General features: G+C 66.3%; 23 protein-coding genes and 13 pseudogenes. 16 read left to right on the top strand and 20 right to left on the bottom strand.

Translation table 11 applies throughout. From position 1 onward, the window contains the following. Nucleotides 1-45 precede the first annotated feature (45 nt). Both DA06_RS23695 and DA06_RS23700 read left to right on the top strand, forming a co-directional pair. Nucleotides 46-515 (top strand): annotated as a pseudogene (locus tag DA06_RS23695) (cytochrome ubiquinol oxidase subunit I); the annotation flags it as partial. A gap of 277 nt (nt 516-792) precedes the next feature. After that, nucleotides 793-1,638 (top strand): ParA family protein, encoded by an 846-nt coding sequence (locus tag DA06_RS23700; protein WP_418606227.1) that lies wholly within the window; start codon nt 793-795, stop codon nt 1,636-1,638. A gap of 267 nt (nt 1,639-1,905) precedes the next feature. Here the strand turns inward: DA06_RS23700 and DA06_RS23705 are convergent, their stop codons facing one another. After that, complete coding sequence (locus DA06_RS23705) at nt 1,906-2,889, bottom strand: DUF6541 family protein (protein WP_418606229.1); 984 nt, start codon at nt 2,887-2,889, stop codon at nt 1,906-1,908. Between DA06_RS23705 and DA06_RS23710 the strand changes: the two genes are divergently transcribed. Then, the gene (locus tag DA06_RS23710) at nt 2,863-3,162 is read left to right on the top strand and encodes a tripartite tricarboxylate transporter TctB family protein (RefSeq protein WP_418606230.1); all 300 of its coding nucleotides are present in this window, start codon (nt 2,863-2,865) and stop codon (nt 3,160-3,162) included. The two genes, DA06_RS23705 and DA06_RS23710, sit on opposite strands and share 27 nt — an antisense overlap. A gap of 163 nt (nt 3,163-3,325) precedes the next feature. Then, a complete protein-coding gene (locus tag DA06_RS23715) occupies nt 3,326-3,538 on the top strand; it encodes a tripartite tricarboxylate transporter permease (RefSeq protein ID WP_418608188.1) in 213 nt (70 codons plus the stop codon). On the opposite strand, the pseudogene rpoA reads toward DA06_RS23715, so the two are convergent. The 4 pseudogenes from rpoA to DA06_RS23735 all read right to left on the bottom strand — a co-directional run. Beyond that, nucleotides 3,441-4,012: pseudogene (gene rpoA, locus DA06_RS23720) on the bottom strand (DNA-directed RNA polymerase subunit alpha); the annotation flags it as partial. The gene DA06_RS23715 and the pseudogene rpoA overlap by 98 nt on opposite strands. Next, nucleotides 4,011-4,238 (bottom strand): annotated as a pseudogene (rpsJ, locus tag DA06_RS23725) (30S ribosomal protein S10); the annotation flags it as partial. The pseudogenes rpsJ and rpoA, both read right to left, overlap by 2 nt. Before the next feature lie 338 nt (nt 4,239-4,576). Beyond that, nucleotides 4,577-5,152, bottom strand: a pseudogene (locus DA06_RS23730) (alcohol dehydrogenase catalytic domain-containing protein); the annotation flags it as partial. 171 nt (nt 5,153-5,323) lie between these two features. Beyond that, a pseudogene (locus DA06_RS23735) lies at nt 5,324-6,144 on the bottom strand (preprotein translocase subunit SecA); the annotation flags it as partial. Between the two features lie 407 nt (nt 6,145-6,551). On the opposite strand from DA06_RS23735, the pseudogene DA06_RS23740 reads away from it, so the two are divergent. The 3 genes and pseudogenes from DA06_RS23740 to DA06_RS23750 form a co-directional block, all read left to right on the top strand. Continuing rightward, nucleotides 6,552-6,875 (top strand): annotated as a pseudogene (locus DA06_RS23740) (ParA family protein); the annotation flags it as partial. After that, the gene (gene dctP / locus DA06_RS23745) at nt 6,871-7,500 is read left to right on the top strand and encodes a TRAP transporter substrate-binding protein DctP (RefSeq protein WP_418606231.1); all 630 of its coding nucleotides are present in this window, start codon (nt 6,871-6,873) and stop codon (nt 7,498-7,500) included. The pseudogene DA06_RS23740 and the gene dctP, both read left to right, overlap by 5 nt. Nucleotides 7,501-7,562: 62 nt before the next feature. Further along, a complete protein-coding gene (locus tag DA06_RS23750) occupies nt 7,563-7,844 on the top strand; it encodes a dihydrofolate reductase family protein (RefSeq protein ID WP_418608189.1) in 282 nt (93 codons plus the stop codon). A gap of 375 nt (nt 7,845-8,219) precedes the next feature. On the opposite strand, the pseudogene DA06_RS23755 reads toward DA06_RS23750, so the two are convergent. Then, nucleotides 8,220-8,402 (bottom strand): annotated as a pseudogene (locus tag DA06_RS23755) (DUF933 domain-containing protein); the annotation flags it as partial. 87 nt (nt 8,403-8,489) lie between these two features. Between DA06_RS23755 and DA06_RS23760 the strand changes: the two are divergent. Then, a complete protein-coding gene (locus DA06_RS23760; RefSeq protein ID WP_043506652.1) occupies nt 8,490-9,026 on the top strand; it encodes a helix-turn-helix domain-containing protein in 537 nt (178 codons plus the stop codon). A gap of 49 nt (nt 9,027-9,075) precedes the next feature. On the opposite strand, the gene DA06_RS23765 is transcribed toward DA06_RS23760, so the two are convergent. Continuing rightward, nucleotides 9,076-9,837 (bottom strand): YihY/virulence factor BrkB family protein, encoded by a 762-nt coding sequence (locus DA06_RS23765; protein WP_418606233.1) that lies wholly within the window; start codon nt 9,835-9,837, stop codon nt 9,076-9,078. Here DA06_RS23765 and DA06_RS23770 point away from each other — a divergent pair. Then, on the top strand, nt 9,823-10,188 hold the full coding sequence (locus DA06_RS23770) for a substrate-binding domain-containing protein (protein ID WP_418606235.1): 366 nt from the start codon (nt 9,823-9,825) through the stop codon (nt 10,186-10,188). The genes DA06_RS23765 and DA06_RS23770 overlap by 15 nt on opposite strands. 289 nt (nt 10,189-10,477) lie before the next feature. On the opposite strand, the pseudogene DA06_RS23775 reads toward DA06_RS23770, so the two are convergent. Both DA06_RS23775 and DA06_RS23780 read right to left on the bottom strand, forming a co-directional pair. After that, nucleotides 10,478-10,767 (bottom strand): annotated as a pseudogene (locus tag DA06_RS23775) (tripartite tricarboxylate transporter permease); the annotation flags it as partial. A gap of 9 nt (nt 10,768-10,776) precedes the next feature. Further along, complete coding sequence (locus tag DA06_RS23780; protein ID WP_418606236.1) at nt 10,777-10,992, bottom strand: hypothetical protein; 216 nt, start codon at nt 10,990-10,992, stop codon at nt 10,777-10,779. Nucleotides 10,993-11,006: 14 nt separating this feature from the next. Between DA06_RS23780 and DA06_RS23785 the strand changes: the two genes are divergently transcribed. Then, nucleotides 11,007-11,705, top strand: a complete 699-nt coding sequence (locus DA06_RS23785) for an SDR family oxidoreductase (protein ID WP_418606237.1) — start codon at nt 11,007-11,009, stop codon at nt 11,703-11,705. A gap of 33 nt (nt 11,706-11,738) precedes the next feature. Then, nucleotides 11,739-11,861 (top strand): annotated as a pseudogene (locus DA06_RS23790) (LacI family DNA-binding transcriptional regulator); the annotation flags it as partial. Nucleotides 11,862-11,951: 90 nt separating this feature from the next. On the opposite strand, the pseudogene DA06_RS23795 reads toward DA06_RS23790, so the two are convergent. Together DA06_RS23795 and narI are read right to left on the bottom strand one after the other, a co-directional pair. Then, nucleotides 11,952-12,260: pseudogene (locus DA06_RS23795) on the bottom strand (ATP-binding cassette domain-containing protein); the annotation flags it as partial. Continuing rightward, on the bottom strand, nt 12,257-13,693 hold the full coding sequence (gene narI, locus DA06_RS23800) for a respiratory nitrate reductase subunit gamma (RefSeq protein WP_418606238.1): 1,437 nt from the start codon (nt 13,691-13,693) through the stop codon (nt 12,257-12,259). The pseudogene DA06_RS23795 and the gene narI, both read right to left, overlap by 4 nt. A 210-nt stretch (nt 13,694-13,903) precedes the next feature. Between narI and DA06_RS23805 the strand changes: the two genes are divergently transcribed. Both DA06_RS23805 and DA06_RS23810 read left to right on the top strand, forming a co-directional pair. After that, nucleotides 13,904-14,476: an enolase C-terminal domain-like protein gene (locus DA06_RS23805; protein WP_418606240.1), complete on the top strand. Its 573-nt coding sequence runs from the start codon at nt 13,904-13,906 to the stop codon at nt 14,474-14,476. 173 nt (nt 14,477-14,649) lie between these two features. Next, nucleotides 14,650-14,832, top strand: coding sequence for a hypothetical protein (locus tag DA06_RS23810; protein ID WP_418606241.1), 183 nt, complete (start codon nt 14,650-14,652; stop codon nt 14,830-14,832). Nucleotides 14,833-15,238: 406 nt separating this feature from the next. Here the strand turns inward: DA06_RS23810 and DA06_RS23815 are convergent, their stop codons facing one another. Together DA06_RS23815 and DA06_RS23820 are read right to left on the bottom strand one after the other, a co-directional pair. Beyond that, nucleotides 15,239-16,360, bottom strand: coding sequence for a CpaF family protein (locus DA06_RS23815; RefSeq protein ID WP_418608190.1), 1,122 nt, complete (start codon nt 16,358-16,360; stop codon nt 15,239-15,241). After that, nucleotides 16,340-16,702: pseudogene (locus tag DA06_RS23820) on the bottom strand (fatty acid desaturase); the annotation flags it as partial. The pseudogene DA06_RS23820 and the gene DA06_RS23815, both read right to left, overlap by 21 nt. Here DA06_RS23820 and DA06_RS23825 point away from each other — a divergent pair. Further along, a pseudogene (locus DA06_RS23825) lies at nt 16,702-16,860 on the top strand (3-methyladenine DNA glycosylase); the annotation flags it as partial. The pseudogenes DA06_RS23820 and DA06_RS23825 overlap by 1 nt on opposite strands. Before the next feature lie 1,211 nt (nt 16,861-18,071). Here the strand turns inward: DA06_RS23825 and DA06_RS23830 are convergent. Both DA06_RS23830 and DA06_RS23835 read right to left on the bottom strand, forming a co-directional pair. Beyond that, nucleotides 18,072-18,932, bottom strand: coding sequence for an NAD-dependent epimerase/dehydratase family protein (locus DA06_RS23830; protein WP_418608191.1), 861 nt, complete (start codon nt 18,930-18,932; stop codon nt 18,072-18,074). Nucleotides 18,933-19,547: 615 nt separating this feature from the next. Further along, a complete protein-coding gene (locus DA06_RS23835; RefSeq protein WP_418606243.1) occupies nt 19,548-20,159 on the bottom strand; it encodes an ABC transporter permease subunit in 612 nt (203 codons plus the stop codon). Between the two features lie 410 nt (nt 20,160-20,569). Between DA06_RS23835 and DA06_RS23840 the strand changes: the two genes are divergently transcribed. Continuing rightward, nucleotides 20,570-21,415 (top strand): ABC transporter ATP-binding protein, encoded by an 846-nt coding sequence (locus DA06_RS23840; protein ID WP_418606244.1) that lies wholly within the window; start codon nt 20,570-20,572, stop codon nt 21,413-21,415. A 28-nt stretch (nt 21,416-21,443) separates the two neighbouring features. On the opposite strand, the gene DA06_RS23845 is transcribed toward DA06_RS23840, so the two are convergent. The 5 genes and pseudogenes from DA06_RS23845 to DA06_RS23865 form a co-directional block, all read right to left on the bottom strand. Beyond that, complete coding sequence (locus DA06_RS23845; RefSeq protein WP_418605391.1) at nt 21,444-21,608, bottom strand: hypothetical protein; 165 nt, start codon at nt 21,606-21,608, stop codon at nt 21,444-21,446. Next, nucleotides 21,589-21,801 (bottom strand): solute carrier family 23 protein, encoded by a 213-nt coding sequence (locus DA06_RS23850; RefSeq protein WP_418606246.1) that lies wholly within the window; start codon nt 21,799-21,801, stop codon nt 21,589-21,591. Before DA06_RS23850 ends, DA06_RS23845 begins: the two co-directional genes overlap by 20 nt. A 219-nt stretch (nt 21,802-22,020) precedes the next feature. After that, nucleotides 22,021-22,180, bottom strand: a pseudogene (locus DA06_RS23855) (metal-sulfur cluster assembly factor); the annotation flags it as partial. 16 nt (nt 22,181-22,196) lie between these two features. Beyond that, entirely contained in the window at nt 22,197-22,553 is a 357-nt protein-coding gene (locus DA06_RS23860) for a hypothetical protein (protein ID WP_418606247.1), read from the bottom strand. Continuing rightward, nucleotides 22,550-22,750 carry a pilus assembly protein TadG-related protein gene (locus DA06_RS23865; protein WP_418606248.1) on the bottom strand — a complete coding sequence of 67 codons (201 nt, stop codon included), beginning with the start codon at nt 22,748-22,750 and terminating at the stop codon, nt 22,550-22,552. Before DA06_RS23865 ends, DA06_RS23860 begins: the two co-directional genes overlap by 4 nt. Before the next feature lie 38 nt (nt 22,751-22,788). Between DA06_RS23865 and DA06_RS23870 the strand changes: the two genes are divergently transcribed. After that, nucleotides 22,789-23,076, top strand: a complete 288-nt coding sequence (locus tag DA06_RS23870; RefSeq protein WP_418606250.1) for a hypothetical protein — start codon at nt 22,789-22,791, stop codon at nt 23,074-23,076. Nucleotide 23,077 lies beyond the last annotated feature (1 nt).

Here is a 23,077-nt window from a genome sequence, read left to right on the forward strand (position 1 = left end):
GGGCCCCGCGGTCCGGGCCGCTCTCGTTCCCGAAGGGGCGCTCAGGTGGAAGCACTCGACCTGGCACGGTGGCAGTTCGGCATCACCACCGTGTACCACTTCATCCTCGTCCCCCTCACGATAGGGCTGTCGCCCCTGGTCGCGATCATGCACACCGCGTGGGTGCGCACCGGCGACGAGAAGTGGCACCGGCTGACGAAGTTCTTCGGCAAGGTTCTGCTCATCAACTTCGCGCTCGGCGTCGCCACCGGCATCGTGCAGGAGTTCCAGTTCGGCATGAACTGGTCGGAGTACTCCCGCTTCGTCGGCGACATCTTCGGCGCCCGCTCGCGATCGAGGCGCTCGCCGCCTTCTTCCTCGAGTCCACCTTCCTGGGCCTGTGGATCTTCGGCGAGGGCCGGCTGCCCAAGTGGCTGCACTCGGCCTGCATCTGGCTCGTGGCCATCGGCACCAACCTGTCCGCGTACTGGATCCTCGCCGCCAACTCCTGGATGCAGCACCCCGTCGGCGCCGTCTCACCCTGAGACCGGCCGCGGGCGTCCATTTACGATGCAGTACAGGCATCACACCGACTGGAGGGGACGCTGTGCCTCACGACGAACGACGCGGCCTGGACAGCATTACCGCAGGTCAGAGCGTTGCTGGCCCACGACGAACGGCGACGAGCCGCCCTCCTCGAGGAGCGTCCCCGAGGCCGACGAAACGACCCCACTAGCCGCGCAGCTCGCCGAGGACGTTCGGCGACGGATCAAGTTGCAGGGCGCTACGTTCCCTCGCCCGACAGAGACGCGAGTGTTCACCATCGCCAACCAGAAGGGCGGCGTCGGGAAGACGACGACGACGGTAAACGTCGCGGCTGCTCTGGCGACGGGCGGGCTCAACGTCCTCGTCATTGACAACGATCCCCAGGGCAACGCCTCCACCGCCCTCGGTATCGACCACCATTCCGGAGTGCCCTCGATCTATGACGTCATCATCGATGACGTACCGCTCGGCGACGTGATCCGCCCCTGTGAGTCCGTGCCGGGGCTCTACTGCGCCCCCGCGACCATTGATCTGTCCGGCGCGGAGATCGAGCTCGTGTCGATGGTGGCCCGCGAGAACCGGCTCCGGAACGCGATCCGTGAGCACTTCGAGTGGCGCGAGCGGGAAGGGCTCGAGCGGTTCGACTATGTCCTTATCGACTGCCCGCCGAGCCTTGGCCTGCTGACGATCAACGCGTTCGTAGCGGCACGTGAAGTGCTCATCCCCATCCAGTGCGAGTACTACGCGCTCGAGGGACTGACGCAGCTCCTGAAGAACATCGAACTGATTCGTGGGCACCTGAACCCAGATCTACACGTGTCGACGATCCTGCTGACGATGTTCGACGGGCGGACGAACCTCGCGCGTGAGGTTGCCGAGGAAGTCCGCTCACACTTCCCGGACGAGACGCTCGAAGCCACGATCCCACGGTCGGTCCGGATCTCCGAGGCACCGAGCTACGGGCAGACGGTCATCACCTACGACGCAGGGTCCAGCGGTTCGCTCGTTCTCCGGCGATCTCGCTCACGGCACCCCCTGTTTCTGACCCGATCCCGACCGCCGTTGACGCTAACGGTGCGCACCGACATTCCGGTCCGCTCGCCCCGCGACTAAGCGGACCGACATCGACATATCCGGAAACTCCGGAGAAGCGTTGCATTAACCCCATGCCAACCATCCGGCGTCCCGCTGCCTGATCCGGGGCCCGGGGCGGGACCACGCGCAAGCGTCGCCACTGCTGCCTTTATCTGCGATGAAGGGTCTGCTTCGGTCTTTCGAACCTGGCGGCCCGGCGAGCACTTAGGCGGCAAGGAGCCGTTGACCAGGATGGCAGAGCGAGCGCAAACGGTGCTGCGATTTCGAGCAACAATTGTCCACAACTCAACTACGGTGTCCCTTATGGCGCAGGACCTCGCAGTGCCCGACCCGCCCCAAGCCCTCAAGGAGTGGCTGGCAGCCCGAAATCGTGCTGACTCGGTGCTCGCGCACGGCTTCCAACTTTCGCTCGACTGGTGGAACAACCACCTGGCCGGACTGCCCGGAACTCCGCTGACAAGTAAGGAAGGGGACACTGCCGGGGCGGGCCGGGTCGATCGGAGCGAGTCGCGGAGCGCTGCGCGTGCTGCCGTCGAAGTACGGTCCGTCAGGAACCTGCACGAAATGCGTCACGCCGAGGCGGTTCACCGCCTGGCACACCGCCGGGTCCTCGTGCAGGCGGTTGAACTCGTTGAGCAGCAGCCGGTAGTCGCCCGTGAAGGTGCCCCGGAGCACGTAGTGCGGATACAGCAGCTCGACCCCGAAGAAGGCGGGCAGATGTATCGCCGGGGTCCACGGGTCAGCGATCACCACCGCGTCGTGCGGAAGCGCCGCGCCCCACTGCCGCATCGCCGCAAGGCTCGGGCCGACCTGATGGGTGAACGCGATGTCGGCCCGTCGCTGGTCCCCACGGAAGCCCCCCGAGCTCGACCAGCCCGCGACCACGACAGCCAGCGACAGGACAGCCGCGACCGGTACGGTCCACTTCTTTCCGCGTCCGACAGCTCGCAGGACCATGCTCACGCTGATGCCCGCGAGCAGCGCCGCGAACACGTCGACAAGAGCCTGGATGCGGCGCGCTTCGCCGTACCAGGGGACCCACCCAGACCGTGCATCGGCGCGTGGGGGGCCGCCGTACGCGATCACGAAGAGCACGAGGAACACGACCCACGACATCGTCAGCCATCTCGTGGGTCGCCAGAGCACGCCGGCCAACGCACCCGCCACTACCGCGATCACCACGACGCGAGTCTCGGCAGTCACGGACTCGGCGCGCTCTGCACGATCGCTGCAGTCGCTCTGGTGATCCAGACGCTGCGCGGCGCGCACGAGAGCGAGGAGGATCCTGGTCCGGCCTTGACGCGCAAGGTAGTGATCGGGATTGCTGCCCTCATCGCCGCCGGCCTTCTTCTCGAGCAGATCGGCTTCTTCGTCGTTTTCACCTCTCTTCTGTTCGTCGCGGGGTGGCTGACCGGGGCACGCCGGTGGTGGAGCAATCTGCTCGTCGCGGCGGTGGCCACCTGGATCGTCATGATCATCTTCGGCCGTCTCTTCGCCGTCCCCCTGCCAGCTGCCCCGATCGACGTCTTCCTGGGAGGCTGACATGGACGTTTCTCTTCTCTGCTCGGCGGCTCGGAACGCTGTTCTCCTCGCCCGGACTCATCGCAGGCATTGCGGGTGCGGTCGCCGCTGGCATGGTCATCGGAGCCTTCCGGGCCTCACAGCGACCATGGCGATGGCGCTGTTCTTGCCCTTCACCTTCCTCATGGAGGCGGAGACGGGGCTGGCAGTTCTCATGGGCATCTTTGCCGGCGGTATCGCTGGCGGCTCCGTCCCCGCGATCCTGCTGAACGTCCCCGGCACACCGGCGTCGGCCGCCACTCACGCGCCAGGCCGAAGAGCTCGACCAGCGTCTTGCCGGCGGAGGCGAGCGCGTCGCGCGGGGCGATCGCATTCTTGGTCTCGACGTCGACGATGAGCTTGTCGAAGTCGGTGCGCTGCTCGACGCGGGTGGCCTCGACCTTGTAGGTGACCTTCAGGACCGGGGAGTAGATGGAGTCGACCGGGATGCGGCCGATCTCCGAGTCCGCGCTCTTGTTCTGCACGGCGGAGACGTAGCCGCGGCCACGCTCGACCGTGAGCTCGATCTCCAGCTTGCCCTTGGAGTTGATGGTCGCGATGTGCAGGTCGGGGTTGTGCACCTCGACGCCGGCGGGCGGGGTGATGTCGCCGGCGGTGACGACACCCGGGCCCTGCTTGCGCAGGTACATCACGACGGGCTCGTCGTTCTCGGAGGAGACGACGACGTTCTTGATGTTCAGGATGATCTCGGTGACGTCCTCCTTGACACCGGGAACGGTCGAGAACTCGTGGAGCACGCCTCGATGCGGATGGAGGTCACGGCGGCACAGACGCATGAGCGAGTCGACAGCCTTCGGCGTCGGGTCGACGATGTCGATGAGGCGCTTGTGGGTGCGCATCTCGAAGTGCTCGCGGCTGTCCTTGTACTTGTGGGGCGAACGGATGACGGTGAAGACGTTCTTCTCCGTCGGCAGCGGCACCGGGCCCACGACCGTCGCACCAGCGCGAGTCACCGTGTCGACGATCTTGCGCGCCGAGCTGTCGATGACCTCGTGGTCGTAGGACTTGAGCCGGATGCGGATCTTCTGTCCCGCCATGGCGTCGTCTAACCTCTCTCGTACCGCTGTCTGTACCGACCCCCGCGCTCGGGCGTGTCGCGCTCGGCGACACGCTCCGACCCGGATCCGTTCGGGGGTGGTCGGTTGTGATGCTCGTTCGGATCCGGGCGGTGGCACCCGATCCAGCAGTCATGTCTCTGGGGCCTGACCCCAGGCAACCGGACTAGTCTGCCAGAACCACCAGCCAGATGGCCAGTCGCACGTCGTCCCCGCGGTGAGGACTAGGTCACGCTCCGGCAGGCACGCTCGCGCGTCCCGGCCCCGCCCACGTTACCAGGCCGCCTTCCCCGTGCCCGCGAGCCCTCAGCGCGATCACGGGCTGTGACGCTCGGCACCGCACGGTACCCGGTCGGGAAGATGTCCGAGAGCATGGTCAGGTCGAGGATCTTCTCGAGCGCCTGGTCCCTGTCCGGGAACTTCAGCAGGTTCCAGTCGGCGTACGGCACGAGCACGTACTCGGCCTGCCCGCCCACCCAGCCGCCCATGTCGACGTACCCGTACGCCGAGCCGGGCCGGTCCGGGTTGACGTTGAGACAGATACCCGTCTTGCGCTCCTTGCAGTTGCGACAGCGTCCGCACGCGATGTTGAAGGGCACCGAGACGATGTCGCCCTCCTTGATGAACTCCACGTCGCGCCCGACCTCGACGACCTCACCGGTGATCTCGTGCCCCAGCACCAGGCCCTCCGGGGCGGTGGTGCGGCCACGCACCATGTGCTGGTCGGACCCGCAGATATTCGTCGAGACGGTCTTGAGGATGACGCCGTGGTTGACCTGGCGCCCGATGTTGGCCGGGTTCACCCCCGGTCCGTCCTTCAGCTCGAACTCGGGGTAGGGGGTGTCGATGACCTCGACCTTGCCCGGACCTGCGTAGCTGACAGCCTTGTTGGTCACGAAACTGCTCCTTCGACGACGTCGTTGTCCGAAACAGGAAGCCGGCCTCTTCCGATCCTGGAGGCGACCGACCCCCACCAGCCTGCCACGCCGGATGGGGGGTCCGTCACGGGGGTCGGGGGGGCTGATCCACCCGGCCGGGAAGGGGGAAGCGACGGGTTAGCCTCGGGCGATGTAGTCCGACTGGTCGATGCGCTGCATCGGCTTGTTCGTCGGGATCGGCACGACGCCGATCTTGTACGTGCTCGCGAACTCGGCCGCCTCGGTCTCGGCGGTGCCGGTCATGCCGGAGAGCTTGTCGTAGAGCCGGAAGTAGTTCTGCAGGGTGATCGTGGCGAGGGTCTGGTTCTCGGCCTTGATGGTCACCCCCTCCTTGGCCTCGATCGCCTGGTGCATGCCCTCGTTGTAGCGGCGGCCGCGAGCACCCGGCCCGTGTGCTCGTCGACGATGAGCACCTCGCCGTTCTTGACGATGTAGTCCTTGTCGCGCTTGAACAGCTCCTTGGCCTTCACGGCGTTGTTGAGGAAGCCGATGAGCGGGGTGTTGAGGGACTCGTAGAGGTTCTCGATGCCGAGGTAGTCCTCGACCTTCTCGATCCCGGGCTCCAGCACGCCGACGGTGCGCTTCTTCTCGTCGACCTCGTAGTCCTCCTCGCGCGTGAGGCGGGTGACGAGGCGGGCGAACTCGGCGTACCACTTGTTGGCGTCCCCGGATGGGCCGGAGATGATCAGCGGCGTCCGGGCCTCGTCGATGAGGATCGAGTCGACCTCGTCGACGATGGCGAAGTGGTGGCCGCGCTGGACCAGCTCCTCGACCGACCACGCCATGTTGTCGCGCAGGTAGTCGAAGCCGAACTCGTTGTTGGTGCCGTAGGTGATGTCGGCGGCGTACTGCCTGCGGCGCTCGTCGGGCGACTGGCCGGACAGCACCGTCCCGGACGCATGCCGAGGAAGCGGTACGACGCGTCCCATGAGGTCGCTCTGGTAGCCGGCTGCTCGACAAGATCGGTCAGGTCGTTGGCGCTGAAGCCGGCAGCTCGCGCTGCCGTGATGGTGATCGGCTGGTCGGGCGCGAGGAGGTCCATCGCGCCAGCATCGACCGTGTACGACCCGGACCGACGGCGGCAGTGACGCTTCTGTGGATCGGTGGTGGCTGTGGATGACGGACCGGGCCGAGCTCCTGAACCCACCGAGACATCTCGGGACGGTTTGACTTCTCGCGGAGTGGATGACGTCTCACGGAGGATCTGACATCTCAAGGAAGATTTGACGTCTCGCGGAGAAGTTGACATCTCGCGACCTGGGGCGTGCCGTGTTGGGGCGCCCGCGCCGCGTCGACTAGCGTGGCGGGGGTGAGAAGCGAGCAGCCAGGCCTGATCCCGGAGGGCGCCGTGGGCACCATGCCCGACGCCGACGTCGACTTCCCGGTCCCCGCCCCGCTCGACGGTCACGGGCCCGCCCGCATCATCGCGATGTGCAACCAGAAGGGCGGCGTCGGAAAGACCACCACCACGATCAACCTCGGCGCGGCGCTGGCCGAGTACGGCCGCCGCGTCCTCATCGTCGACTTCGACCCGCAGGGCGCCGCCTCCGCCGGGCTGGGCATCAACGCCCACGAGCTCGACCGCACCATCTACAACCTGATGATGGAGCCGCGCCCCGGCTACCACGCTCGGCCTGCCGTACGTCTTCGAGTCCGAGGAGGAGTACTACGAGGTCATGGACTCGCCCGAGATGGCCGAGTACTTCCGCTCGACCGCCGAGGACGGCTTCGTCGGCCTGACCTACTACAGCTCGGGTGCGCGGTCCTTCTACACCGGAGACACGCCGATCCGCACCCCCGAGGACCTGCGTGGGCTCAAGATCCGCGTCCAGGACATGCGGTCCCAGACCGACTTCCTCCGCGAGCTCGGAGCGGCACCGATCGTCATGGCGTTCGGCGACACCTACACCTCGCTGCAGACAGGCCTCATCGACGGCGCGGAGAGCAACGAGACCGTGCTCACCCAGAGCGCCCACGGCGAGGTCGCGAAGTCGTTCTCCATGACCGAGCACACGCGCATCCCGGACATGCTCGTCATGAGCAGCGACGCGTGGGAGCGGCTCGACGCGGCGGACCAGGAGCTCGTCTCCGAGGCCGCCCGGGCGTCCACCGAGGAGCACAAGACCATGTGGGCGGAGAGCATCGAGCAGTCGGTGGCCGACGCGGAGGAGATGGGCGTCGAGTTCGTCACCGACGTCGACACCGACGCGTTCCGCGAGGCAACCCGGCCGGTCGTCGACCGGTACGCGGAGGAGTACCCCGAGGTCGCGGAGCTCCTCTCGGTCATCGAGTCGGCCAGGGAGTGAGGAACGACATGACCACCCAAGACCGTGTCGACAGGATGAGAGGAGTGCGCTGGAGATGGAGGGTGGCACCACCTTCCACTTCCTCGACGCCTCCCCCGGCCGAGGCCCTGGCGACCGCCCGCGCAGCCGCCGATGGCCAGGACGTCCGAATCGGCGGCGGCCCCACGGTCGTGCGCGAGTTCCTCGCCGCGGGGCTCGTCGACCACATGCACCTGGTGCAGGTGCCCATCGTGCTCGGCCGTGGTGTCCGGCTCTGGGACGGCCTGGAGGGCCTCGAGGACGCGTACGACCTCGAAGCCGTCTCCTCCCCCCAGCGGCGTCATTCACCTCACCTTCACACTTAAGACAGCCTCGTGAACGCCGGCCTGATCGCGATCGTCGAGCGCCAAGGGCGGTATGCGGACCTGCGCGGCAGATTCGGAAGACGCTCCTACCCCAAACGACAGCGCGTTCACACTCGTCGTGCGGGAACCGGCCGGAGAGGGGCCGGACCCGGCGCCGCTGCCGTCGCGTCCGCCGTCAGACAGTTGAGTCGTTCTGCCAAAGGGGGCAGTCCTCACTGTCCCTCGACAGGGCGACGAAGGTGCTGACTCGAACCGGCCCGGTACGGAGCTTGGCCCTCATGACAGCACGGTCCGAGTCCGTCTGCTGTAGCTCTTGCGTACCGTGTCCGGACTGGCGGCACCCGCCACCGCTCTGCCCTGGGCAAACGCCCCGATTCACACGTTGAAGCGGAACTCCACGACGTCGCCGTCGCGCATGACGTAGTCCTTGCCCTCCATGCGCACCTTGCCGTGCGAGCGGGCCTCCGCCACTGAGCCCAGCTCGACGAGGTCGTCGAAGGAGATGACCTCGGCCTTGATGAAGCCGCGCTCGAAGTCGGTGTGGATGACCCGTCTCGCCACATCCACGGCATCTACCACCTGATGTGGCAGCGGCAGACCACGACGCACTACCGCTCGGCTGGAGCACGGCACTTAGGAGAAGCGATGTCTGAGGTCCGTCTCGGTGACACGTTGGCCTTCCCCGACGGAGACTGGATAGCTGAAGGCTTGCTGGGCGGATGCCTGCGGCTGCGCAACCTGCGCACGCAGGAGGTGCAGGTAGTCCATGTAACGGCGCTCCCTCAACTGCTGGCCGTTCCGCCGCGTATCGCCGCCGATGTGTCCGGGCCACGAGCGTTGGACATGGTTGACGACGAGCATGCGAGCGACGTCGCCGAGCTTGCTCGCCATGTCGAGGAGGTGATCTACGGCGCTTCCAGAGACGACGGCGAAGCCCTTCCTGACTACAGCTCGGAGCTTCCCAGTCTCAGCGAACGCGCGCGCCGCAAGGCTGCACAGCTCACGGACGCCGGGCGTCCCGTGTCTGAACGCACCGTCATGCGGTGGGTGACCTTGTACCGCCAGGGCGGTCCTTCCGCGTTGCTTGACCGTCGCCAGTTCAGGAAATCCGCTCCGCTGGGCACGCTAGACGAACGGCTCAGGGACTCACTCATCGCGGTCATCTCACGGGCGACGGAATAGTTCCACGACTACCGTGAAGACCCTTATCGGTGACGCGAAGGCAGAACTGCTACGCCGTTACCCGGGCGAGGAGGTGCCCGTCCCCTCCGATCGCACCTTGCGCCGCCACATCCAGGTCCTGACCAAGGGACGGCCGCCCGGGCTGACCCACCGCATCTTGGGCTGCTTCAGTTCGGGTGACGTAGTAGAGCAGGGCGATGGTGACGACGACGATGAGCAGCAGCACCGGCCACTTGGCGATGCTCCAGACGGTCCGGCCCACGTCGCCCATCCCGATGATGCCGAAGACCGCCTCGGCGATCGGCCCGGACACCACGAGGATCACGCCGGCTGCGGCCACGAGGATGAGCATCACCAGGGTGAGCAGGTACATCAGCGGGCGAAGCTTCCAGACGGGGCGGCCCTCGGGCACCTCGTAGATGCGGTTCATCGCCCGGGAGAAGGCGTTGACGTAGTTGGACGCCGTCCACAGGGCCACGAGCAGGCCGATGACCAGGCCGAGCCCCGCGGCGGTCTGGGTGATGTTGTCGAGGATCGGCTCGAGCCGCTCCATCGAATCTTCCGGGACGAACTCCGACGCCATGTCGATGATCGCCTGGGTGCTGCGACCCTGCCCGACGAGGCTGAGGATCGAGGCGAGGGCGATGAGCGCGGGGAAGAGCGAAAGCACCCCGTAGTAGGTCAGCGCGGCGGCGAGGTCGGTGCAGTCGTCGTCCATGAACTCGCGGACCGTCTTGCGCAGCGTGTAGCCCCACGAGGGCTTCCTGATGTCCGTGATCGAGTCGGGCTTGGCCGGATGCTCGGCGTCCACCGCGTGCTTCTTGCTCACGTTATGCGGGCGATCACAGCTCTTCTGGCACTCGATGAGCCGCCCACCGCGATCCTCTCCACCAACTCACGACTCTCGCTGGGCGTGGTCCCCGCGCTGCACCAGTTCGGCAGAACCGATATAGCGCTGGTCTCGTACGGCGACTTCGCGATGGCCGAGACCCTGTCGCCCGCCGTCACCGTTATCGATCACTCACCCGAGGCAATCGGAGACATGGCGGCCAAGGCCCTTCTCGCCCGGCTACAGCCGGGCGACAAAGCCCTCTCCGACGCCCCCGTCATCCCCGTGCCAGCACAGCTAGTTGCACGAGGGTCAGGAGAGCTAACGCCCTGAATCGTCCATGGACGACCTGTGTGGTCCTGCCGCACGACCCGACAAAGGAGGAAGCATGTTCACCGCAACGAAGGGGTGCACCACCGCTGGCGTGGGCACCGGTCGCACCACGGACACGAGGTGCTGGCATGAGTTCCACGCCCGTCTACGAAGCCCGAGGCATCGTCCGCAACTTCGGTTCCGTCCAGGCATTGCAGGGGGCGGATTTCGACGTCCGCCCCGGTGAAGTCTCGGCCCTCATCGGGGACAACGGGCGCCGGCAAGTCCACGCTCGTGCGCATCCTCAGGCGTAGCCGTCGAAGAGGTGACCACGGAGGAAGCCTCGCCCGGCAACCGCAGCAGGACCGAGGTGATGGTCCCGCCGTACTGCGCGCCGTAGAAGATGCCGGCGAGCATGATGATGGCGGTCACGGGTTCGATGCCGAAGGTGATCGGCAGCAGGATGGCGATCGTGGCGGCGGGGCCGAGCCCGGGCAGCACGCCCACGAGCATGCCGACGATCACGCCGACCAGGCAGTAGACCAGGTTGACGGGTTCGAGCACGACGCCGAAGCCGTCGATCACGGCGGACAGGTCCATCGGGACCTCCTAGAACAGGTGCGGGATGGGGACGCCGAGCGCCCCGACGAAGATGGCGTAGAAGGCCGCGACGACGCCCACGCTGACGAGGACGGAGGTCCGCCAGCCCTCGCGGCCGAGGAACCGGAGCCAGAAGAACGTCAGCAGGAGCGCGGGGAGTCTCGAAGCCGATGCTGCCGACGACCGCGGCGAAGACGACCATGGTCGCGAGGCCGGCGAGCACACCGAGGCTGGCCCGGGTGAACCGCTCGGCGTCGCGCGTCACGCGGGCGAGCAGCGCGAGGCGACTCCGAGCGGGCGCAAACGTACTTGCTGCGGGCCGCAACGTCGCGCAGCTCGAGGCCATCGCGTCCGAGACGGGCGCCGAGCCTCTCCCGTTCGACCTGACCTCAGAAGACAGCGTGCGGGAAGCGGTCGAGGGCCGAGACATCTGGGGTGTGGTGAATTCCGGCGGCTGGGGCGGTGAGATTGCCACGCCGCAGGACACGGACATCACCGTGTTCGACAAGGTCATGAGTATCAACGCCCGAGGGTCTCTCCTCGTGACCAAGTACGCCGCGCGCGAGATGATCCGGCAGGGCCGCGGTGGTGCGATCGTGAACGTGTCCAGCCAGGCGGGGCTTGTCGCCCTTGCTGGCCACATCTCCTATGGCTCCTCGAAGGCCGCCCTGGACAACATCACCCGCGTCTCGGCGCTTGAGCTGGGTCAGTACAACATCAGGGTCAATAGCGTGAACCCAACCGTCGTCATGACTCCGATGTCTGCGTGGTACTGGGGGCGCCCGGAGATCGAGAGGCCTTTCCTGGACCAGATGCCGCTCGGTCGATGGGCCACCGAGGAGGAGATCGCCGGCCCCATCGTGTTCCTGCTCAGTGATGCCGCAAGCATGGTCACGGGTGTCTCGCTGCCCGTCGACGGAGGCTTCACCTCTCGCTGACGAGTCTGTGGGAGAGTGGAAGTGATGGCGACGATGCGTGACGTCGCGGCGCTGGCAGGGGTCAGCGCCAAGACGGTGTCCAGAGTGCTCAACCAAGACCCGCACGTGCGCTCGAGCACCCGTGAGGTGGTTGAGACGGCGATGCGGCAGCTCGACTATGTGCCGAACACCCTCGCAACCACCTCGGAGGTAGTCCATGGCCGCGGCGATGTGGCGGCGGTCCTCGATGGTGAGCCGGCCCCGGGAGTGCGGGTACCGGCCGAACGCCACGAGGTCCTGGACGGTCAGCCGGACGGCGAGATGGTTGTCCTGGCGCAGGATCGACATGCGCCTGGCGAGCTCGGCCCCGGGCGTGCGGGAGACGTCGAGCCCGTCGATGCTCACCGTGCCGCCGTCCATCTCGAGCAGGCGGGAGATCATCGACAGGACGGTCGACTTCCCGGCGCCGTTGGCGCCGATGATCGAGGTGACCCCGCCCGGGGTGAGGGTGAGGTCCACGCCGTCGACGACGACGGTGGAGCCGTAGCGCTTGGTCAGGTTCTCGGTGACAATCATCGGCGGCCTCCCCGCACGAGCAGCATGATGAACACGATCCCTCCGACGAACTCGATGATGACGCTGAGCACGGTGTCCAGGCCGAACACGTGCTCGAGGATGGTCTGGCCGCCGACGAGCGTGATGACGGCGAGCAGCGCCGCCACAGGCAGCACGTACGCGTGGCGGTGGGTCCCGGCGGCGAGATAGGCGAGGTTCGCCACGAGCAGCCCGATCAGCTCCGGCATCGGCTGGAAGTACAGCAGCGAGCGCAGCCAGGGCGAGATCGTCTCCCGGTAGTCGTAGCCGTGCGCGCCACCGAGCAGCTGGAGCTGGATGGTCGCCCACATGCCCAGGAGGATCGGGATCGCGAGCATGACGTACATGAACTTGTCCACCCGGGTGGTGGCCAGGAACACCGGTCCGGTCACGCGCCGGCGGTAGATCAGCAGCACCAGCCCCACCAGGGTCACCACCCCCGCGACCGACCCCATGTACGTGGCGATGAAGTGGTACGCCGTCTCGTTGAAGCCCACCGCCTCGGTCCAGTCCTTCGGGATGAGCAGCCCCATGAAGTGCCCGAGACCGACGAAGATGATCCCGAAGTGGAACAGGGGGGAGCCGAGGCGCAGCAGCGTCTTCTCGTACAGCTCGGACGAGCGCGTGGTCCAGCCGAACTTGTCGTAGCGGTACCGCCACACCATCCCGACGACGAAGACCGCCATCGCCACGTACGGGAAGACGACCCACAGCAGGATCTGACCCGCGCTCATACCCGGACCTCCTTGTCGGCGCCCCCGCCGGGGGCGAAGGGCTCGAGCGGCCCCAGTGCGCTGAGACCGACCATCTCCGTCGGCGGGCCGCGCGATCGAGGCGGCCTCCGCAACGGAGCCCGACCGTGCCAGACCGGCGACCGCGACGCCGACGGCGGCGAAGGAAGCCACCGCGGCCAGCACGGTCACCGCGGTGGCCGGCATCGTCTGCCACTGGATCTGCACGTCGTAGACGACGACACCGACGACCAGCATCAGCGTCAGCGAGCCGAGAGCGAGCAGCACCGCGGCGCCGATCCGCCCCGCGAGGTAGACCCAGCCGGGCACTGGTGTTCCGTGAACCCGCTTGAGGACCCCGCGCTCACGGGCGTCGGCCAACGAGGAGGCCACCGTCGGGTAGGCGCCGTACAGGGCCCCCAGGACCGCGGCCGAGGGGGTCACGAACTGCATCACCGACACCGACGACTCGGCGCTGATCGTGCCGTTGCCGACGAGGGCACCGATCACGACCAGGAAGATGAGGGGGAACAGGAAGGTGAAGATGAACGCGATCCGGGCTCGCCACAGATCCCGCACGGCGTAACGGAACTGGTCCCCGAGCAGCCGGACCGAGGAGGGGTGCACCGGTGACGACGTCCGGACCGGGACGGACACGTGGAGCTGGGGGGCCCGCGCGGACATCACGACACCCCCACGTGCTCCGGCTCCGCAGCTCCGGCGCCGGCGTGCTCGATCAGTCTTCGTCTACGCCGCCGGCGGGTACTACCACCCCGGGCAGGACCTGAACGCGCTGCAGGACGAGATGCGCGGCTACACCGACCAGGGCTACACCGTGGTGAAGAAGAAGATCGGGGAGCGGACCTCGACGCAGACCGACGGCGCATCGAGGCGGTGCTCGACGTGCTCGGGCCCGGCCAGCGGCTGGCGGTGGACGCCAACGGCCGCTTCGACCGGGAGACCGCGTTGCGCTACGCCGAGATGCTCTCGCAGTACGACCTGTTCTGGTACGAGGAACCCGGTGACCCGCTCGACTTCGAGCTCCAGGCTCAGATCGCCGCCGCGTACGAGCACCCCCTCGCCACGGGCGAGGACCTGTTCTCCATGCAGGACGCGCGCAACCTCATCCGGTACGGGGGCCTGCGTCGGGACAAGGACTGGCTCCAGTTCGACTGCGCCCTGAGCTACGGGCTGGTCGAGTACCTGCGCACGCTGGACATGCTGCGCGAGCACGACTGGTCACCGAGCCGCTGCATCCCGCACGGCGGGCACCAGATGTCCCTCAACATCGCAGCGGGGCTCGGGCTGGGGGGCAACGAGTCCTACCCCGACCTCTTCCAGCCCTTCGGCGGCTTTCCCGACGGCGTACAGGTGGAGGACGGGTACATCACCATGCCGGACCTGCCGGGCATCGGCTTCGAGGGGAAGAAGGACCTCTACACACTGATGGCAGGCTTGGGGGAGTGAGCTCGGTGGTCGCGTGAGCGCCGGACTGCTGCCGCTGGCGGTCGCAGCCGTCGTGCTGGGGTGTGTCCTGCAGCGCACGAGCGGCATGGGCACGGGCCTCGTGGTCGCACCGGCGCTCGTGCTGATGATCGGGCCGGTCGCCGGAGTGGTCCTGACCAACACGGTGACCCATCGTGTCCGCCCTGCTCATGACGTTCGCGGCACGCGCCGACGTCGACTGGCGCCGGTACGCGGCCGTCGCACCCGTGGTCGTCCTCGGGTCCGTCCCCGCCGCGCTGCTGGTGCGCGAGGTGGACCAGGGGCCCCTCCAGAACCGCCCCCCCGTCGCCCATGCCGTCGCAACGATGAGTAGGTAGGGCATCCCATGCGGACCGTTGGCTACTGAGCCTCGTCAGAGTTGCGACGGTGTGAGTCCTGCCCCGGTGCCGGCGGCTTATGCACGAGGATGTGACGGTGCGCAGGAATGCAGATCGTGAACTGCCTAAGCAGTATTGCGCCGTCGAAAAGGACATCACCGATCGCTCGGAAGCCACCTTCGTGTCCACCGCCACCACTGCGGAGGCCGTGACGTCTGCACCGTGCACAAGCTTTCGAAAGTGCGTTCCTCCGCGTGATCGGTCACGACCTCAGCGCAGTCATCTGCGCCACCGTCTCAAGACCGTCTGCTCCGCTGGAACCGCCCGCCTCCGCACAGTCGCAAAGCTCGTAAAGACGAGCGGGATCCCCGTGCTCACTGAGATCCTCGCTACCGCCAGACCACCCTTACACGCCATGTTGTCGCTCAGCCGCGGCCGCTGCACCGCCACATCGCTGAACGGCGAGCAAGCCGAGCCTTCTTAGCTCAATACGCTGAAGGCGATAAGCGCAGCAATCACGACGAGCGTTACCAAGATCGAGACGAGGATCGGCCATGGGCGTCGGGGGGCTCTGCCGCGGTGCGTCTCGAAAGCTCGGCTGCATCCAGTTGTCGTTGACACCGGGGCGCATTCCGAAAGGAAATCGATCGTTCCCACCATCAGTCATCTCGACCTCCGCAGCCTGTTGAAGAATGGCGCTGTCGGTCAGCCTGCCACAACGAGGGCGGGTCTCCAGCGGAGAACGCAGAACTGTCTGTAGTGCGACGCTGAAGGTGGTGATATTGAGGCGCGCCTCGACGCAGGCATGCAGCAGCTCTGCCATCTCCGGAGTGAGGGTGCCGAAGTTGATGAGGTCGGCCACCTTGAACGGGTCCTTCGAGAATTTCCGGATCGTCAACGACGACCCGCTGAACGCTAGCGGTGGGATGACCGCGTTGACACGTGAGCCATCGGGGAGACGTGCGTCGACGAGCGGCGAAGACTCGTCGATGCGACGTCCGACGCGCGAGACGATGCGCTCAATAATCCGGCGCAGGTGGTCCTCGGAGGCGAAGTGCACCTCCGTACGGGTCAGCTTGCCCCTCTGCTCGACGTAGATTTTGTTGGGACCGTTGACCATGATCTCGGTGACGGTAGGGTCGTCGAGGAGCAGCTGGAGGGGCCCGTGGCCTAGGACGTCGTCCTGAACATCGCGGATCAGCCGCTTGCGCTCCTCGGTCGAGAGCGGAACCTGCTCCTCCTCGACGACATGATTGAGCTCGGTGCGCACCAGCTTGTGCAGCTGCTCCTCGCTGAGGCTCGAATCGGTCAGGCGGGAACCGATGCGTTCGAAGAGCGCGTTTGCGGCGCGGTCCTTGAGCTTAGCGACCGCGTCGTTCTGCGGTCGGGTGGGGTCCGCCTGCGCCGTTGTCGCTGCGTGGAGGCCACCTTGGTCGGTCGAGGGTCTCACGTTAGGGCCGAGAGGAGCCGACGGTGTCGGAACAGGCGCCGCCGGCGTTGGGGAACTGCGAAGGTGCGGCCGCGCCATCGACGGGAACAGGTGGTGCTCGACCTGGAAGTTCAGCCCGCCCATGAACGTGTCCACCCAGCGGCCGCCGGTGATGTTGCGGCTCATGAGGACCTGGCGACGCAGGAAGTCGATCTTGACGTCCGGCGGAACGATCGGCATGCCGATGTGGTTGGGGGCGAAGGACAGCCCCATGTACAGGCCGAACACGGCGAGCTGGACGCCGACGAACGCCAGCGCCTTGCCGGGAGGCAGCACGAGGAAGACGAGCGCGAGGTAGCTCACCAGCCGCACCGCGATGAAGGTGGCCTCGACGCCGCGCCGCTTGACCTCTCCGCGCGAGAACAGCCGCCTGACGCCCTGCACGCGTCGAGTCGCACCCGATCCGCTGCTCGCACTTCGACGCGTTCCGGTTCTTCACCGAGCCGGCCCGCCCGCTGAACCGGCTGCAGCCCGGCCGCACCACGCAGCTTGACCTGGAGCAGCCCGGCTGCCTGCACGCGAACATGGATCTAGTCAAGGGGCTTGCATGCATCGTTGGGCTGAGCGTTGTTTGGACGACCATGGACACCGCGCGCCTCCGGGATCCGGTGGCTCCATGAGCGAGGACGATGTGCAGCTTGCGCCGTCCGAATGGCGAACCATCGAACAGGCACACGCCACTAGGGCTGACGCCTTTACTGCCGATCACAGGCGACGGGCTGCGACGGGTGAGCGTCATCCAATCGATGACTTCCTCTATGACTACTACGGTACGAAGCCTCGCCTCGTCCGACGCTGGCACCCTGGAGCAAGGATCATCCTGCTGCCGGACAACGGCACGCCCGCCCCGCACCACGCTTGGCGCTGGTACAAGACGACCGCCGATGGGGCTGTGCGCTTCGATGCTCCAGCCTTTATCGCTGTGCGACGAGACAGCGTGCAGTACATCCATACATTGCTCAACGCCACAGCTTCACGGCCCCGTCCACAGCCTGCTTCGGTCTCGAGTGGGCCATGGTGTACCGGCAGGAAGCACACAGGCACCCCCCTGCCCCTCCGGTTGGGCCAAGATGCGACGGACGCAGTCGTTGAGCGACACCAAATTCGCTGCGGTAAGAGTTCAGCCAATTGTTTCACATCGCGCAAGTAGGCACCGTCCTCGGCGTTGCCCGCGACAGTTAAGTGAGCCGGAGATGTGACGTGCCGCAAAATCTCTATGGTCTCCCGAAGGCCCTTTAAGGGAGTTAGTCGTCCGAGGAAGAGGAAACGGGTCGGCACAGTAGGCTGCCGATAGACGAGTGGCTCTCCCGCGTAGACCGATTGTTCCGGTGATAGCCGCACACGTGCCTTTGGAAAAACCCGTCGGATGTCCGCGCGTTCACCTTCACCGCTAGCTATCCAGATAATCCGCGAGTCCATGCCGGAAATCTTCATGAAGAGGTCTACAAAACGCTTAAATCCCGCGCGCCCCGAATCGTGGTGGTCCGATGCGAGACTGCCCCGCGGAGAGACCAAGAGACGCAAGTGGCGTTTGTACAACCACGCCCAAACCAACGGTGTGATCGCAAAGGCGGGATCGTAAACTGATTGAATCCAGAGTACGTCTGCGTCCGTCACCGATTTCGCGAGCATAGCGAAGGCGCGTAACTGGTTAAGGTAGCCTGGACGGACGTAGGTTATTGTCGCGCCGTCCATCTCGGTAGTTCCGACATAGGGTGGAAGGAACGGGGCACTGTCCCCTAGGTCGCGATCAAGAGCAATGACATGCTTGCTCGGCCATTCCGAGTTCAGGATTCTCGTCCTGACCACGTGTCACTCCTGGTCTGGTGCTGGAAAAGAAGGTCTGGCCTTCGCTTCCGTGGGCCCTGACCGTTTCGACTAGGCTGCCTCGGGAATCCACGTGACGATGAAGGGGCACCGGGGGATAGGTCTGAAACATGGCCGCACGTAGGGTATTGAATAGTCGTACTTCAAGATTGCTCGCCAATGCCGGTATGTCGCCGCTTCGATACTGTCCGAATTGGTATTTAAGTGTTCGGAGCACTTCGCCGACTGTCGTTGCGGTGCTAGTAGGCGCCAACTGTTCGGCGCCGAAAGAGGCCGTGAGTCCGTCGATCAGCGCTTGTGCGGCGTCCTGGGCATGTAGGAGGGTGATGGGTTTATCCTGGACAGTCGGGGATTGTTCCGAGATTACCCGATGCACGAACGTCGCGACGAAGGAGTTGTAGTCAGATCGCCCGTGCTCGCCGAATAAATTCGGCAGAATGACGTCCAAAAATGAGGCTCCGACGGAATGTGCGGTGTCGCGTAAGAGATCGGCCGCCTTCGCCTTTCCGCGTCCGTAGGGGGAGTCGTTTAAGGACTGTGTGGAGTTGGCATAGACAATCGTGCGAAGTGATTCGGAATGGCGGATGGCGTCTGCAAGGTCTCGAGCAAGTTGGAGGTTACCGTTCTCGAGGTCATGGTCGGGCGCCCTGTTGATTCCCGCAATATGGATGACAGCATCAGCGGAGCGGGCCAACTCCCGCAGGCGGGGCCACTGCGACCGCCCAACGGGGACTACTGCATGATCGGTTAGAGCCTTGAGGCGTGACCTGGTGTGCCAGCCCAGGAAGCCGTCCGGCCCCGGTTACCAGACCCGCATCAAGCGGCTCCCACCTTGCGTTACGGCTCGGGTCGGTGTAGACGAACTTCTGGCCTGCCCGCGGGGTCGGAGGGAGCGGTCTACCCTGAATGGCCGTTCTCTCCTGGCCCGTGCGTCCACCGCGCGGCCCCACTATCTCGTACTGACCGGAACCAGGGGCCGGAGTCCCCGGCTTGAGGGTCTTCCCCATGAGGGGTACCTCCATTCCGCGCCAGCCCTCCGCATGAGACACGCGCCGCGACCCTTGTGCCGCTCGCAATGCCCACTCGGAGTAGGGTGTCAGCGTTCTCCCCAGAACATCTGACCCCGGATGGCTGTTGACCGTACGGTTGACGCTCTGCCAGCCGGGGTCGTTTTGCGCGCTCCCATGGTGCACCCAGGGGTTCACCCACCCGCGGACCTCACTCGGCGTGTCGTCCACATATTGCGGTTGATCGCCAGGACGCCCCCTACATATTGTGGTCGCGCCTGATGCCCTGCTCGGCCACCGGTGCTGACAAACCACTCCTACTGATGTCCACGTTCTGTGTCATGCACCCGGCGAGTGGCCAACTTGGCTGTCACCATCAGTGGCCACCAGTGTCAAACACCGAGGTCACGAACCCATCCAGTGGCCAAGCAATCTGTCAGGTCACAGCGGCAGGTCGACACTCCCACGATCTCGGCGGTGGATGTGGCCGACCGGTACGTGCCGTTCCCGGGAGGATGAGCGCGTGTGGACCGACACGGTGAGGATCGTCGAGGACGTCTCCCCCCGGCGTGCTTGCGCAGCGCGGCGGCCTTCCGCCGCCCTGGGCGGGCGGTGCGCACGTAGTCGGCGCCGAGCGTGTCGAGCATGAGGTTGCGCTGGATCCGGCTGTACGTCGCGGCGTAGATGAGCAGCAGCGTCAGGGTGGGCAGCAGCAGGTGCTGGAGCCTGTCCCACAGCGGCGACAGCGCCGTGTCACCGTGGCGCCCGGTCTCGCCCAGGAACTCGAAGAACTGGCTGCCCGTGGCCTGGTTGTACTTGATCGCAAGAAGTTGCAGCACCACGGCGATGACCACCGTGGGGGTCGAGATGATGATCAGCGAGGCCAGCGTGGTGACCCGGTCGCTCATCCGGTACTGCCGCACTGCCATCCACGCCCCGAGCGCCACCCCGAGGACGATGCCGAGCAGCGATCCCGCCGCCACCAGGCGGAGGGAGACGAACATCCGCGTCCCGATCTCCTCGTTGACGCTGGCCCCGAAGGGCGTGCGCCCCCAGTCCCACTGCGTGACGACCCCGCTCAGCCACGTCCAGTAGCGCTCGAGGAGCGGGACCTGGTCGCTGAGGTTGTACGACCGCAGCGCGTTCTCGATCGACGCGGGGTCGACCGGGGGGGTTGCGCTGCTCGTACAGCATCCTCGGATCCAGCTGGGTGGCGGCGAGGATGTACACCAGGCTCACCGCGACGAAGAGCAGGACCACGTAGTTGAGGATGCGGGAGAGGGAACAGGGAAGCATGGCTCTGGCTTTCGGGCAATGGGGTCGAAGCCCAGGGTCGGCAAGCGCTGCGGCCGGCGTCTCGAAGGCGCAGGCGATCGCCGGTCTGCGGGCGTCGGGGCAGGACCAGGTGGCCGACATGGTCTCCGGGATGGACGTCGTGCCGGGGCAGGGCATCGACTTCGGCGCGCTCGGCACCACCGTCCTCGTGGTCCTCGCCGTCTACGCGGTGGCCGCCGTCCTGGGCTGGGGCCAGGGGCTCATCCTCGCGCACGTCGTCCAGCGCACCGGGTACCGGCTGCGGCGGCAGGTCCAGGCCAAGATCGACCGGCTCTCCCTCTCGCACCTGGACTCCCAGGCGCGCGGCGACACGCTCTCCCGCGTCACCAACGACATCGACAACGTCACCCAGTCGCTGCAGCAGACCCTCTCGCAGCTGATCGTCTCGCTGCTGACGGTGCTCGGCGTGCTGGGCATGATGTTCTACCTCTCGTGGCAGCTGGCCCTCATCGCGCTCGTCACCGTGCCGCTCTCAGCCTGGCTGACGATGACGATCGCCAAGCGGGCCCAGCCCCACTTCGTCGCCCAGTGGAAGTCCACCGGCGATCTCGGCGGCCAGGTGGAGGAGGCCTTCACCGGCCACGAGCTCGTCACCGCGTTCAACAGCCAGGACGCGTTCACCCAGGCGTTCACCGAGGAGAACGATCGCCTGTACCGGGCGAGCTTCCGGGCGCAGTTCATCTCCGGGACGATCAACTCGCCCGTAAAATGGGCACTTCGACGCAATCCCGGTTCGCTCACTCAGAGCGGTGAGGATTTGGTGCGCAAGGGGCACCGAATCCTCACCACTGCCGAACCCGCATGCCAACCGGACCCGCGCTACGGACGTCAGATGGCCTCCGGGGCGCACCACGAGCCGGAGCAGGCAACGTCTTTCCGACCAGGGAGGGACCGGCGGAGGGATGACGTCTCGCGGAGAACGTGACATCTCGCGGAGAAGATGACGGGCGGTCTCAAGGGGTCCACGCAACACCTCGATGAGAAGAGGTGGTGCGGGTGCCGCGTCCGATGGTGTGGGTCCCGGGGCGCAGGGCGTTCTGGCGGGCGATCCGGGCCGGGGACTGGACGTTCGAGTCGGCGGCGGCGGCCGCGGGCGTGTCACGCGAGGGGGCACGCACGTGGTTGGCCGAGGCTGGCGGGGTGTGCGATGTCCTCGGACGAGTAGCCCAGCGCGCCGCCCACGATGAGCGGGACGGCGATCGCGCCGGCGTACATCGCCAGGACGTGCTGGAGGCCCAGGGGGAAGAGCCGGTCGAGTCGTGGGATCTCGTCGACGGGATGCTTGGCGCTGACCGCGTTGCTGGTGGACACATGACCTCCTCGTAGAAGCCCTGCAGATGGACCGGAACACGCAGCGCGCCCGCGTGGCGCGAGAGAGCGGCCACCACGGTGCGCTGTGAAAGTCCTATTCCGGCATGCGAGAAGGGACGCTACCGCCTGCGTGGGCCTTCGTGAAGAGGGAGACGAGGGGAGATGCGGCGCGCAGCTCACGGGGAGCTGCGGGGCCACAGACACGCCGGGCTCAGACGTGAAGCCGATGGCGCGAAGCTGCTCGCGCCCGATGGGCGTGATCTTCTCCGGCCCCCACGGCGGCATCCAGACCCAGTTGATGCGCTGGCCGGCCACGAGGCCCTCGAGCGCCTGGGCGGCCTGGTCCGTCGATGACGTCGGTCAACGGGCAGGCTGCCGAGGCACGTCGAACGCCGCTATCCGTCGATGACCCCGAAGCCGCCCGGTGGCGTCGGGTCGAAATGTCCCGAGCCCTGGAGTGCGCACTCTTGAGAAATGGCGTCGACGTTGCCGTTCCCGTTAGTTACCGCGTTGATCGTAACGACCGCGCTAGGTGACGTCGTAAGCTCGTACCTGCCATTCTGAAATACGAATGAACTGCCACCGGCTTGGATTGAGTTCTGGATGACACATGCTGAGAAGATGAGTGGAATGCTGGTGGTTGAGCCGATGCCGCCCCAGACCGCGGTGGCGTCCGCTGTTACGGTGGTTGCCTCGAAGTCGGATGACAAGATGGGCGCGAACCAGTGCGTTTGGTCCTCCGTGGCGGTCACCGCGACACGGCCAGGCTGAGACATGTCGACGTCGACGTGTCGACCGTCCCGTCGTTGACATTTCCAAGGACCATTGCATCAGCTAGCGCCTCGGGGTCAGCGGGGCAACCGTCGAGGGCGCACTCCTGGGCGACGGCGAGGGCAGCAGCGTCGGCGCCGTTCTGAAGTTGCTGCCTTTCGGCGTAACTAGCCGCCACGTCGACCGAAATCGCGGCGAAGCTATAAGTGGGACCACGTGACGGCGGAGGGTGAGGCGCTGGAGTACACGCTCGGCACCAACCTCGCTGACCCGAGCGTCGTCGGCTCCGAGGAGCTCGCAGCTGCTCTGGAGCAGAGCGCCGAGTTCACCGTGAACGGGGACGACGTCACCGACCCGCTGACCGCAGCAGTCGGTACGAGGACCGTCGTCGTGACGGCGAAGATCGTCTTCCCGTACGAGAGCGGGAACGAGACCCAGCTTCAGACGGTCAACCTCAAGAACGTCGTGCTGCGCGCGAGCCAGGTCGGACCCAACGCCGTCTGAT

The sequence above is a fragment of the Georgenia sp. SUBG003 genome (genome assembly GCF_000715355.2).
Lineage (GTDB): Bacteria > Actinomycetota > Actinomycetes > Actinomycetales > Actinomycetaceae > Georgenia.